Below are 12451 nucleotides of genomic sequence, written 5' to 3'. Positions count from 1 at the left end.
GCGCCGGGACCGACGGACTCGCCGATCGAGCGCGAGAACAGGAGCAGGAGAGCGACGGGGCGGTTCGCTCAGGCCTCCAGGAGCGCCTTCGCCTTGTCGAGCGCGGCCATCTCGCCATCCATGCTCTTCTGCACGGGACCGCTCATGAACAGCTTCTTCAGGCCGCCCAGCTCGACGGACAGCGCGAACGTGACGCGCGTGCCCCTCTCGGTCTCCTCGAAGGAGTAGCTGCCGACCGGACGCACCGGCCCCGCGATCGTGGCGAAGGCGTAGCGGCGCGGCGCCGCGTACTCGGTGACGCGGATGTCGGCGTCGATCGATCGGCCGCCGGGACCCGCGATCACCTGATGAACGGTCGTCCCGACGGCGGGGGCGCCCTGCGCCTGCATCTCCTTGACGCCGGCGCGCCAGGTCGGGTCCTTGCTCGGATCCGTGAAGAACGCGAAGACGGTTTCGATGGGTGCGGCGATCTCGATCGACCGGGATGCGGTGGGCATGAGGCCAGTATCGCGCCCGGATCGTCCGCGGTACAGAGGGCGCGACCGAGGATCCGCGAGGCCTTTCCCGTGCTTCGGCTGATTCACCGTGTCGACCGGAATATCGACCCTGCCGCGAACGGCCCCGCGGTTCTAGGATGAGCACAGGAGCGGCGTGTGGGGCGCCGCGGGATGGGGATCCCATGCGCGGCCTGGGGCAGATGCTCGTGCTGACCGGCGCTGCGCGCGCCGATGATGTGACCTCCGCGGTGTCGGCGGTCGGGGACGGCGACGCACTGCCGGAGTACCTGCTCCGGCGCGGCCTGGTCAACGAGGCCCAGCTGGCGGAGGCGGTGTCGGTGGCGACCGGCACGCCCTTCGTGGATCTGTCGGCGTATCCGCTGGATCCCGAGGTCATCTCGCTCGTGCCGGGGGTGATGTGCCGGCGATACCGCCTGCTGCCGCTGCGGCAGTACCGCGATCAGCTGACGGTCGCGATGCTGGATCCGACCGACATCATCGCCCTCGATGACGTCGCCAGCATCACCGACCTCCGGGTGAGCCCCGTCGTGGTGACCGGTGAGGCGCTGAACCAGGCGTTCGAGCGGTTCCTGCGTTCCGACGAGGAGCTCACCGACCTGTCCGAGCAGATCGGAGAGGCGTCGACCTCCGCGCACGTCGTGTTCACGGAGCAGCTCGACGATCAGGACGCGGATGCGCCCGTGGTGCGGTTCGTGAACCTGCTCATCACGCAGGCGATCAACGACCGTGCGAGCGACATCCACATCGAGCCGGGAGAGCACCGGCTCACCGTCCGGTTCCGGATCGACGGCGTGCTGCACGAGATGCAGCGCGCGGACCGCAGCATCCAGGACGGCGTCATCTCACGGCTGAAGATCATGTCCTCGATCGACATCGCCGAGAAGCGCGTGCCGCAGGACGGGCGCATCTCGGTGCTGCACGAGGGGCGCAGCGTCGACCTGCGCGTGGCGACCCTGCCGACGGTGTGGGGCGAGAAGATCGTGATGCGCATCCTCGACAACAGCGGGCAGGTCATGCTGATGTCGGACCTGCTGTTCTCCGACCGCAACGAGGAGCGCTTCACGCAGGCGATCTCCCGCCCGCACGGCATGGTGCTGGTGACGGGACCTACCGGATCCGGCAAGTCCACGACGCTCTACACGGCGCTGCGGGCCGTCGCGAACCCGCGCGTGAACGTGATCACGGTCGAGGATCCGGTCGAATACAGGATCCCGGACATCAACCAGATCCAGGTCAACCCGAGGGCGGGCCTCACGTTCGCGACGGCGCTGCGCTCGATCCTGCGGGCGGATCCGGACGTCGTGCTCGTGGGCGAGATCCGCGACCGCGAGACCGCGGCGATCTCGATCGAGGCGGCGCTGACCGGGCACCTCGTGCTGTCGACCCTGCACACCAACGACGCCCCGAGTGCGCTCACCCGGCTCGTCGAGATCGGCACCGAGCCGTTCCTCGTGGCGACGGCGCTGAGCGCGGTGATCGCGCAGCGCCTGGCGCGGCGGCTCTGCATCAAGTGCCGCCAGCCGATCGACGACGACCGCGCGATGCTCGAGGCCGTCGGCATGCCGCAGGACCTCATCGACGGCGCCACCGTGCACCGGGCCGTGGGGTGCGCCGCGTGCTCCAGCACGGGCTACCGCGGCCGGGTCGCGCTGCACGAGGCGATGGAGATCACCGACCGCATCGAGCAGGCGCTCGTCGGGCGCGCGACCGGTGGCGAGTTGCGCGAGATCGCCCTCGAACAGGGGATGATCCCGTTGCGCGACGACGGCTGGGCGAAGGTGGCTCAGGGCATCACGACGATCGAAGAGGTGCTGCGCGTCTCGGTGTAAAGAAAAGACCCGCCCTCACATGGAGAGGCGGGTTGGTGCCTTGAGATTAGCACACGACAGTCATCCCCGGCCTCACCATCCGCGAGGCTTGTGGATTCCCTCGACGAAGTCCGGCAGCTGGCATTGCTGCAGATCCGAGATGTCCAGGCGGCGCCACCAATGGCGCCCTACTCCGTCGTTCGGGCGCCCCTTCAAGGCACCCGCCAGAGGTTTCCTTCCTGGGTTGATGATGCCCATGGGCACGTGTTCGCGCGCGATCCGAATGGGTAACGCGAGGTCGGAGTCATTCGAGATGATGATCGCCGCCTCCACCCGCTTCTGGAGAACGTCCGCAAGCAGGTGTGTCGCGACGTTGACGTCGGATCCTTTCTCCTCGCGCTTCCGCACCGTCGCGAGCAGCGCACCGTCCATGGTGCGCCGAACCCGCAGATCCGATGACCAGGTGAGGAGCGCGGAGGGGTCGCGCATCACCGTCGGAGCCCGCGTCCCGGCCTTCTCCGCTGTCAGGACCGACTCGGCCGACCAGGAGGCGTAGTAGCCCTCTTCGATCACATCCACCGAACCGCTGGCCATCAGGGCTCTGAGGTAGAAGTCTTGCCGGGAGGTCTGCCCGGGATCGTCCGGATCGTTGACTCGGGCCGTGCAGTAGACCACCCGATCCACCGTTGCACCCTGCCAGGACGCATATCGAATCGCCAGGGTGCGCAGGTCGATCCATTTCCAGCCCGCCCGGCTGCCCAGCTGGGCGTGCGCACCGTAGTACAGGTTGAACCCGTCAACATACACCCCGACCCTCATGGCCACCACCGTAGCGTCGCGGACGTCGCCGTCGACGGGCCTGTGGAGAAGACAGATCAGGTCTTCCCCTTCGTCGGATTCAGGGACCGGGCTCCCGTTCAGTGCTGCTTCGCCAGGTCGCCGTAGAGCGTGAAGATCGGCAGGTAGAGGGAGATCACCATGCCACCGATGACCACGCCGAGTCCGACGATCAGGACCGGCTCGATGAGCGAGGACAGCTGCTCGGTGGCGGTCTCGACCTCGTCCTCATAGAAGTCGGCGATGCTGCCGAGCATCTCGGCGAGGGTGCCGGACTCCTCGCCGACCGCGACCATCTGGGACACCATCGCGGGGAACACCTCGGCCGCGGCGAGCGGGGCGGCGAAGGAGCGCCCTCCGCGGATCGACTCCTGGATGTCGCGCACGGTCTGCTCGATCTTCCAGTTGTTCGACGCCTGCCCCACGATCGAGAGCGCCTGGATGATCGGCACGCCGGCGTCGAGCATCATCGACAGGTTCCGGGTGAAGCGCGCGACGGCCATCTTCGTCAGCAGCTTGCCGAAGATCGGCAGCTTCAGCAGGAACGGGTCGACCACCTTGCGGTACGCGTCCGTGTACCGGTTGCGCGCCCACCAGATCCACAGCGCGATCAGCAGCACGGCGACCGCGGGCGCGATCCACCGCATGTTCTCCGAGACCGTCACGAGGATCTGCGTCGGCAGCGGCAGGCTCGTCCCGAGTCCCGCGAACATGTTCTTGAACACCGGGACGACGAAGATCAGCATCGCGGTGACGCCGAGGATCGCGATGACGAGCACCACGAGCGGGTAGGTCGTGGCGGCGCGGATCTTCGCGTGCAGATCGGCCTGCCGCTGGTAGGTCTCCGCGATCGACGTGAGCGCCTTGCCGAGGAAGCCGCCCGCCTCGCCGACGCGGATGATCGAGACCATGAGCGGCGGGAACACCTGCGGGTGCCGTCCCATCGACGCGGACAGGGAGGATCCGGACTCCACGTCGGTCTGCACGATGACGAGCACCTGCTGCAGCTTCTTGTCGTCCGCCTGCTCCGCCAGCACGGTGAGGGTGCGCAGCAGCGGGAGTCCGGCGTTGATGAGCGCCGCCATCTGGCGGGAGAAGATCGCCAGGGTCTTCGCCGAGACGCCCTTGCGCAGCGATGGCAGCGAGATCTCACGATGCAGACCCGTCTTCGCGACCGGCGCGACGCGCAGCGGCGTGAGGCCCTGCGCGCGGAGCTTGGCCGCGACCGCGCTGTCGCTCGCCGCGTCCATGGTGCCCTTGACGGTCTGCGCGCTGGCCACGTCGAGCGCCTGGTATTCGTACTCCTGCACCCCGGCCATCAGGATCCCCATTCCTCGAGCTGCCGGCCGGCGGCGAACGTCGACCACGATTCCGCGTCCAGATCCGCGGGCTTCACGTGCACGCCGTCGATCGACTTCGGATCCACGGCGAAGGTGCGCGCGACGTGCGCGGCGATCACGCCGTCGCCCACGAGCCGGCGCAGGTCCTGGTCGAGCGTGTGCATGCCGACGGACTGGCTCGACTGCATCGTCGAGTACAGCTGCGACACCTGGCCCTCCCGGATCAGGTTCGCGACCGCGGGGGTGTTGATCAGCACCTCGGTCGCGATCGTGCGCCCCGCCGTCTGCGCGCGCGGGAGCAGCGTCTGGCTGATGATGCCCTGCAGCGTGTCGCCGAGCTGGGTGCGGATCTGGTGCTGCTGGTCGGAGGGGAACACGTCGACGATGCGGTTGACGGACTTCGCCGCGCCCTGCGTGTGCAGCGTGGAGAGCACGAGGTGGCCGGTCTCCGCGGCCGACAGGGCGGTTGAGATCGACTCCGGGTCGCGCAGCTCGCCGACGAGGATCACGTCGGGGTCCTGCCGCAGCACGCGGCGCAGCGCCTCGGCGAAGGAGGCCGTGTCGGATCCGACCTCGCGCTGGTGGATGAGCGCGCGCCGGCTGGTGTGGTGGAACTCGATCGGATCCTCGATCGTCACGACGTGCACGGGGCGGGTCGCGTTGATGATGTCGACCATGGCCGTGAGCGTCGTCGACTTCCCGGATCCGGTCGGGCCGGTGAGCAGCACGAGGCCGCGCGGGCGCAGCGCCAGGTCGTACGCGATCGCCGGAGCGCCGAGCTCCTCGAGGCTGAACACGCGGTCGGGGATGTAGCGCAGTGCCATCGCGATCTCGCCGAGCTGGCGGAACACGTTCACGCGGAAGCGCCCGATCTCGTCCACGGCGTGGGCCAGGTCGACCTCGTGGTGGGTGGCGAACTCCTCCCGCTGCGCCGGCGTCATGAGGTCGTAGGCGGCCTGCTCGACCCAGTCGGCGCTGAGCACATGCTCATGCCGCGGCACGGGCACGAGGTCGCCGTCGACCCGCATGAGCGGCGCGGCCCCCGCGGTGACGTGCACGTCGCTCGCGCCGGCACGGGCGCCGATCGCGAGGATGCGCGTGAGCTCCGCGGCGCTCACTTCGAGGCTCCTGCGGTCGGGGCCGCCGCGTCCGGGCTGAAGAAGGCGAGCACATCCAGGTTCACGACGAAGCTGCCGTCGCTGCCCGTGACGTCCACCTTGTCGACCCCGAGCAGCCGGCCCGATCCGCGCAGCCCGTCCAGGAATGCCTGCACGGCGGTCATGTCGGACGCGTTGGCGACGACCGCGATCGGGATCTGCTGCCGCGCCGCCGCGACCGGGGTCGGTGCGGCGGACGAGCCGGCCCCGGCGGCCTGCGATGTCTGGGCCGCGCTGCTGTTCGCCTGCGCCGCCGTGCTGTTCGCCGCCCCTACCGGATCCGACGCGCTCGTCGGCTGCGGCGTCGGCTGCGGTGCCGACGGGGCCTTCTTGGCGGCCGCGGCGGCCGCGGGTCCCGCCTCGATCGGCGCCGTGCGCGCGACGTAGGCCGCGAGATCGCCGCGGGTGATGCTGGTGATGACCACTCCGGCGTTCTGCGCCGAACCGGAGATGACGTCGAACGCCTGATCGAGGTCGGGCACCGCGGCGATCTCCGCGCGCAGGTCCGAGACCGACGCGTCGATCTCGTCCTTGCGCGCCTTCTGCTTCTGCAGATCGGAGATCTGCTTCTCGTAGGCCTGGTTCGTCGTCCCGGCCTGTGCGGTGTCGCCGAGTGCGGTGAACGACTGTCCGAGCAGCGGCAGCACGCCGAAGACCACGGCGAGGGCCACGATGGCGATGGAGACGATCGCGCCGATGAGCGTGATCAAGGACTTGGTCATTTCTTCGCCTCCTCCGCGAAGCGGCCGGAGTAGACCGTCTGATCGAAGGTGATGTCCACCTTGTAGGTGAAGCGGCCCACGGCCGACGCGCCGCTGGTCGTCGCGTTCGCGTCGGCGGAGAGGACGCCGGTGACGCCGCGCAAGGAGCGCACGTACGACCCCAGATCCACCGCTGTCGGGCTGTCGATCGTGAGCGTCCCGGTGAGCCCGAGGGCCTTCTTCGCCGCGCTCTCCTTCTGCGTCGCGTCCTCGCCGCTCGTCGCGGCCGGCGACGCCCCCGGGGTCAGCGCGAACCCGGTCAGCGAGGCGCCCGCGGGCAGCGAGGCGCGGACCTTGTCCAGGATGCCGCTCCAGGCGAAGTCGGATCCCATCGCATCCGCACGGAAGCTCTGCAGCTCGCTCTCGGTCGCGAGCGCCTTGCTCACGTCGGAGAGCGCGGCGATCTGACCGATCAGCTGCTGCGAGCGATCCTGCTCCGCCGACAACCGCTGCTGCGCGAAGAGGTTCCAGACGAACGCGCCACCGATCAGCACCGCCGCGAGCAGGACGGCCAGCAGGCAGATCCGCACCCAGACGGCGGAGAGCGCTTCGCGCTCCCTGCGCTCGATCTCGGACCGGGGCAGCAGGTCGACCCGGGGCACCCCGCCGGGCGCGACAGCGACGGTGCGTGCCATCAGCGTTCCTTCCCGAGGGCGAGCCCGAGCGTGCTCACCAGGTTGAGGGCGAGCTCTCCGGTCGGTTCCGGGACTCGCATCGGCAGCAGATCCGCGATGCCGAGCATGCGGACCGGCACTTCGACGCTTTCCGCAAGCCCGGCGAGAACGCCGTCGACGGCGGATCCCGCCCCGCACAGCAGCACCTGTCCCACGGGAGGGGCCGCCGGTCTGTTCGCATAGAACGACAGGGTGCTCCGTATCCGGCCGATCACGTCCGCGACCGGGCGCAGCGCCGTGTCGGAGCGGAGTGCACCGTGCGGCACGATGCCGGCGGCGCCGGCGAGATCCGCGACGACGAGGCGAGCCGGATCCAGGGCGCCGGCGGCGACGAACGTTCCATCCCCCGCCCCGTCGGGCGCGACCATCTGCGCCGCACGCCTCCGTACCGCCACGGTCTCCAGGTCGACGGGCGTGATGCGGACGAAATCAGGGATCCCGTCCCGCAGGATGACGATCTGCGTGGTGTGGTCTCCGATGTGGACCACCGCCGCCGTGCCCTCCGGCACGACCCTGGCGGCGGCGCGCGCGAGCCCGAACGCCCCGAGGTCGACGCCGTCCACGCGGATCTTCGCCCGGGCGAAGGAGGCGATCATCGACTCGATCGTCTCGGAGACCGCGGCGACGAGCAGCCCGTGCAGCTGATCGCCCTGCTGCGAGATCGGGTAGTAGTCCAGCACGGCCTGCGCGACCGGCACGGGAAGAAGATCCTGCACCTGGAACGGCAGGGCCTGGCGCAGCAGTTCCGGCGCCATGGCGGTCGTGGTGTGCTCGCGCACCAGCACCCGGCGGCTCGCGATGCCCAGGGTCGCCGACTTGGATCCGATCTTCGCGAGGTTCCAGAGCTGCCGGATCGCGACGGCGACGGCGCCCTGGTCGAGCACCTCCGAGTCGTGCGCCGCATCCGGGGGCAGCACGACCTCCCCGTATGCCAGCACCTGCGGCTGGCGGTCGAGGCTCACCTCGACCGCACGGACGCTCTCCTCCGTGATCTCCACGCCCACGTGACTCTTCGCCATGTCCGCTCCCTTTCCCCCGCTGAGCCGTCGCGGCTCAGTGCATCCCCAGCAGTCCGAGATACCAGCGCCACACCGGCTCGCCGAGCGCGATCCCCGCCCAGGCTCCGGCGATCATCCACGGGCCGAACGGGATCGCCGTCTTGCGCCCGACCTGTCGCAGCAGCATCAGCACGCCGGCGTAGATCCCGGCGAGCAGGAAGGCCGCGAAGGCCCCCACGGCGAGCGCGCCCCAGCCCGTCCACCCGAGGTAGAGGCCGACCAGGGCCGCGAGCCGCACGTCTCCCCCGCCCATCCCGCGCGGCTTGATCCGCCGCAGCGTGAAGTAGAAGGCGTAGAGGATCGCAGCGCCGGCGAGCGCGCGCAGCAGGTCCCCCCATCCGGCCTCGGAGGATCCGGTCGCCGCGGCGACCACGGCGGCCGCGCCCAGCAGCACGACTCCTCCCGCGATGCTCGGCAGGACGATCGCGCTCGGCAGCCGGCGCGTGTCGAGGTCGATGAGGGTGAGCACGATCGACACGGCCGCGAAGCCGAGGAACGCTACCAGCACGATCCAGACCTCGGGCCCGCTCGACCACGTGACGGCGGGGCCGCCCTTTCCGGCGAGCCCGGTGGCCCCGAACGAGGACGGCGCATCGGCGGCGACGGCGCGGGAAGGACCCGCCGTCAACGCCCACCACGCGACTCCGGCGAAGGCGACTCCCGTGGCGGCCTCCACGAGCGGGTAGCGGCCGCTGATGCGCGCGGTGCATGCTGCGCACCGGCCTCGGAGCGCGAGCCACGAGACCACGGGAACGTTCTGCCACCAGCGGATGTGCTCGCCGCAGCTCGGGCACCGGCTCTCCCGGACCAGAGGGATCCCAGCGGGCACGCGATACGCGACGACATTGAGGAAGGATCCGATGACCAATCCGTAGAGACCGGCGACGGCGAGCACCATGGCGGGCATCATTGCTCCGCCTGTGAGAGGAGGTTGCCGAGCGACAGGGTGTAGGTCGTGCTGCCCGCCGCCCCGCCCGAACCGAGGATCTTGCAATCCATGTTCGGCATCGGCGACGGAGTCGGGACCCAGGACATCGGCTGGCAGGTGAAGTTCCCGTTGTAGGTCATGGATCCGCCGACGTAGAACTGTCCGGTCAGCGTCCCGGTCCAGGTGCCGTTCATGCCGCAGGGCGTGTAGACCATGATCCGCGGTGCGATGGTCACGGATCCGGAGGTGAAACTGTCGCCGGACGGACGGCCGCAGTCCGTCGCGACGTTGCCGGTGTTCAAGCTCTGGTGCACGAAGAAGATCTGCGAGGTCGGGCTGGAGGGACCGGTGAGGCTCCCGTTGATCTGGACCTTCATGGTCTTGCCCGGTGCGACGAGGAAGACCGCGTCGCGCGGCACGTTCCCCGCGGCGAGGGTGATCGTCGTCGTGTTCCCCGATGTGGCCGAGCACCCGGATCCCGAGTAGTCCAGGATCACCGGGCCGGTCGCCGCGGCCAGCACCGTGTTCGGATTGGCCGGGCAGACGGAGGTCGTCGCGGCCGTCGGCGTGCCCTGCCAGGCCGTCCCCGCGCCGAACTCGATCCAGGTGGTCATCGCGTAGACCGTGCCGGAGATGGAACCGCCGTTCTGCGCGGAGTTGAGCGGCGGGGCGAACGTCGGCGCAGGGCCGGCCGCGCCGACGAGCGCCGTGCCGTCCGGATGGGTCCACCCCGACGGGTCGATCACGGGGGTGGTCTTCCCGGTCACCGCCCCCTTGACGGTTCCCGCGCTGCCCGTCTTGCTCAGCTTGACCGCACCGCCGGAGGCGACCTGACCGCACGAGGATCCGTCCGCGGCCGCGCACGCTCCGCCGACGCTCGTGCCGTTGGACGACATCGTGATCGCGCCGCCCGCCAGGATGCTCTTCCCGACGATGATCGGGCTGGAGGGATTGGCTCCGTTCGTGCTGACCGCCCCGTTCGCGAAGACGTTCCCGGTGATGTGGCACCCACCGGTGAGCGTCACGTTGCCGCCGTTCGTCCCGTCGGATCCGCCGAGCACCCAGAGATCGCCGTCGATGATGCTCGAGCCGCTGCAGGTGTAGTCGCTGGTGCGGACGACGAGGTCGCCCGTGAGCGTGTTGCTCGACGAGCCGCCGCCGACCCCGTGGAACGAGCCGTTGGTTCCCGCCATCGTCCCGCTCTGCGAGGTGTGCGGCGTGACCTGCCATTGATAGACCGACAGGATCGTCGACTTCTGGCCTGCGACGCTGCTCGTGCCGTATCCGGTCGACTGGATGACGATGTAGCTCGTGTCCTTCGTCGGGCACGCGGGCGAGACCGCGCTGTTCCACGCCGTCGGGGCGCTGCCTCCCGCGGCGACCTGGACGGCCTGCGCCCTGGTGTCGAAGTAGGGGCCCGACGCCTGCGACATGCTGTTCGCCGTCATCGTCGAGGCGCCGCAGCTGTTCCCCGCGACCGCGGCGGTGAGCGCTGCCACGACCGCATCCCTGCCGGACTCCGCAGCGATGAAGGCCTGCGTGCTGCGCCTGTTGCCCAGGTTCCCGTTGATGACGAAGAAGATGGCCGCCGCGATGGTCGCCGTCGCGACGAGGCCGATCAGCATCACGAACACGACCAGGACGAGAGCGACGCCTTCGTCCTCCCCCTGGCTCTTGCGCCAGCGCGCCGACAGGTCGTGGATCAGAAGCATGTCTGACTCCCTCCTCCCGGCCGGACGCCCCATGTGGGATTGCGCAGATAGGCGGTGCCCTCGAAGTGGACCGCAGGCCCGTTGGCGCTCGTGACGTCGAAGGAGTAGCTGACGTCCGTGCCGACCTGCGCGAAGAACGGCACCGATGTGCCCGCGGATGTCTTGTGCGCGGTGATCCCGGTCTGCCAGGTCGGCCACGGCGCCGGTGTCACGGCTCCGCCGGACGTCGTGGCGAGCTGCGCGGTCCCGCCCCCGAGGCTGAACGCCATGCAGGCGTTGGATCCGGTCATCGAGGTCGCCACCACGAGGGTGGATCCGGTCGATCCCGATGCCGTGAGCGTGGGATCCGTGATCTTGTAGGCGACCGCATTGCGCATGGCCTTCTCGATCTGCGAGGAGACCAGCTGTCCGCGCTCCGTCGCATCCACCTGATCGCTGACGCTCGCCTGAGCCTTCCAGGTGTTGAAGAAGACCACCGCGATGCCTGTCGTGATGAGACCGAGGATCACGACGTAGAAGATGAGCTCGACGAGCGAGAGCCCGTCGTCGTCCCGTACGTCGTCGTGCGCGTTCATTGCAGGTACACCAGTGCTTGGACGGTGGCGAGCGTCGTGCTGTTGACGCCCTTGGCGGTGATCGAGAGCCGTGCAGGGCTCGTCGAGCAGTCGTACGTGCCCGAGGTCGAGAAGCTCTGCCGTGCGCCGTCCGTGAAGTTCTGAAGTGACGCGGCCGAGCTCAGTGCACTGCACGTGTGCGTCTGCCGCGCCTGTTCGACGAGGGTGTTGAGCTGGCGCGTCGCCGTCGCCGTCGTCGCCTGCTGCGAGGAGTAGATGATCCCGTTGTAGAGCGCGGGGATCAGGGCGATCGTGATGAGGGCGAGGAGGAACATCGCGATGATGAGTTCGACGAGGCCGAAGCCCTCGTCATCCGTTCGCGTCGTGGACACTCTGACCACCCCTCGACCGATCCGGCCGGGACCGAGAGTCGATCCCGGCCGTAGTTGGTGGACAGTTAGCAGCCGGGCCCGGACTTGAACGCCGTCGCGGCGCTGATGTAGTTCTGGCCGTTGGTGTTGTATCCGCTGACGCAGATCGTCGACGCCGTCGTTCCAGCGACCGTAAGAACCGTGCCGTTGACGGCCTGCGCCGTCACATCGACTGCGGCCCCGGAGGCGACCTGAGCGACGGCAGTGGTCGACGCGTTCTTGGTGTTCGACTGCGTCGCCCCATCGACCGACGTCTTCTGGATGAAGCCGAACAGCGGCAGGGCGATGGCCACGAGAATGCCGATGATCACCACGACGATGATCAACTCGATCAGTGAGAACCCGGCTTCATCGCCGTTCTCACGTGCTTCCTTCTTCGCCTCGAGGGCGCGACGAATAACGAGCATTGCATGTCCCCATTCCAGAGAGTCGTTTCGGGTGAAAACGCACTCTGCGAACCGGCGCGTCCCCTGCGCCCATTGATGCAATGCCGGGTTGTCCCGGTCCCCAGATTCGGACTCGAGTTGTCCCAAAACTCTTATCCAGGGATCAGGATGGACCTGTCGTCGCGCTTGCGCAAGAGGTATCGCGAAACCGCTATTTCGGGATACCAAGCACGATCGGCCGAGACCCCGGGGACTTCGAGCAGGCACCGTCGCATTCCCTGCCGACA

Annotated in this window: 13 protein-coding genes; 1 reads left to right on the top strand and 12 read right to left on the bottom strand. The window is 69.0% G+C overall.

What is annotated here, in order from left to right:
* Positions 1–68: 68 nt before the first annotated feature.
* The gene (locus ACIPY5_RS16195; protein WP_400972430.1) at positions 69–497 is read right to left on the bottom strand and encodes an SRPBCC family protein; all 429 of its coding nucleotides are present in this window, start codon (positions 495–497) and stop codon (positions 69–71) included.
* Positions 498–679: 182 nt separating this feature from the next.
* Here ACIPY5_RS16195 and ACIPY5_RS16190 point away from each other — a divergent pair, with 182 nt between their 5' ends.
* Positions 680–2347 (top strand): GspE/PulE family protein, encoded by a 1668-nt coding sequence (locus ACIPY5_RS16190; protein ID WP_400972428.1) that lies wholly within the window; start codon positions 680–682, stop codon positions 2345–2347.
* 72 nt (positions 2348–2419) lie between these two features.
* On the opposite strand, the gene ACIPY5_RS16185 is transcribed toward ACIPY5_RS16190, so the two are convergent.
* The 11 genes from ACIPY5_RS16185 to ACIPY5_RS16135 form a co-directional block, all read right to left on the bottom strand.
* Entirely contained in the window at positions 2420–3145 is a 726-nt protein-coding gene (locus ACIPY5_RS16185) for an NYN domain-containing protein (protein ID WP_400972426.1), read from the bottom strand.
* 98 nt (positions 3146–3243) lie between these two features.
* Complete coding sequence (locus ACIPY5_RS16180) at positions 3244–4482, bottom strand: type II secretion system F family protein (protein WP_400972424.1); 1239 nt, start codon at positions 4480–4482, stop codon at positions 3244–3246.
* Positions 4482–5621, bottom strand: coding sequence for a type IV pilus twitching motility protein PilT (locus ACIPY5_RS16175; RefSeq protein ID WP_400972422.1), 1140 nt, complete (start codon positions 5619–5621; stop codon positions 4482–4484). Before ACIPY5_RS16175 ends, ACIPY5_RS16180 begins: the two co-directional genes overlap by 1 nt.
* Entirely contained in the window at positions 5618–6382 is a 765-nt protein-coding gene (locus tag ACIPY5_RS16170; protein ID WP_400972420.1) for a hypothetical protein, read from the bottom strand. The genes ACIPY5_RS16175 and ACIPY5_RS16170 overlap by 4 nt, the downstream gene beginning before the upstream one ends.
* Positions 6379–7056 carry a hypothetical protein gene (locus ACIPY5_RS16165; RefSeq protein ID WP_400972418.1) on the bottom strand — a complete coding sequence of 226 codons (678 nt, stop codon included), beginning with the start codon at positions 7054–7056 and terminating at the stop codon, positions 6379–6381. Before ACIPY5_RS16165 ends, ACIPY5_RS16170 begins: the two co-directional genes overlap by 4 nt.
* A complete protein-coding gene (gene pilM, locus ACIPY5_RS16160) occupies positions 7056–8114 on the bottom strand; it encodes a pilus assembly protein PilM (RefSeq protein ID WP_400972416.1) in 1059 nt (352 codons plus the stop codon). Before pilM ends, ACIPY5_RS16165 begins: the two co-directional genes overlap by 1 nt.
* A 34-nt stretch (positions 8115–8148) precedes the next feature.
* Positions 8149–9051, bottom strand: coding sequence for a prepilin peptidase (locus ACIPY5_RS16155; protein ID WP_400972414.1), 903 nt, complete (start codon positions 9049–9051; stop codon positions 8149–8151).
* An 8-nt stretch (positions 9052–9059) separates the two neighbouring features.
* Positions 9060–10793, bottom strand: coding sequence for a hypothetical protein (locus tag ACIPY5_RS16150; protein ID WP_400972412.1), 1734 nt, complete (start codon positions 10791–10793; stop codon positions 9060–9062).
* A complete protein-coding gene (locus ACIPY5_RS16145) occupies positions 10784–11368 on the bottom strand; it encodes a PilW family protein (RefSeq protein WP_400972410.1) in 585 nt (194 codons plus the stop codon). The genes ACIPY5_RS16150 and ACIPY5_RS16145 overlap by 10 nt, the downstream gene beginning before the upstream one ends.
* The gene (locus tag ACIPY5_RS16140) at positions 11365–11739 is read right to left on the bottom strand and encodes a Tfp pilus assembly protein FimT/FimU (protein WP_400972408.1); all 375 of its coding nucleotides are present in this window, start codon (positions 11737–11739) and stop codon (positions 11365–11367) included. The genes ACIPY5_RS16145 and ACIPY5_RS16140 overlap by 4 nt, the downstream gene beginning before the upstream one ends.
* Before the next feature lie 65 nt (positions 11740–11804).
* Positions 11805–12311 carry a prepilin-type N-terminal cleavage/methylation domain-containing protein gene (locus ACIPY5_RS16135; RefSeq protein WP_400972406.1) on the bottom strand — a complete coding sequence of 169 codons (507 nt, stop codon included), beginning with the start codon at positions 12309–12311 and terminating at the stop codon, positions 11805–11807.
* Between the last annotated feature and the right edge of the window lie 140 nt (positions 12312–12451).

Origin of the sequence: Microbacterium sp. NPDC089698, assembly GCF_044749045.1 — a bacterium.
GTDB lineage: Bacteria > Actinomycetota > Actinomycetes > Actinomycetales > Microbacteriaceae > Microbacterium.
Note: the sequence above shows the minus strand (reverse complement) of the source record. Positions and strands in the feature narration are given on the sequence as shown.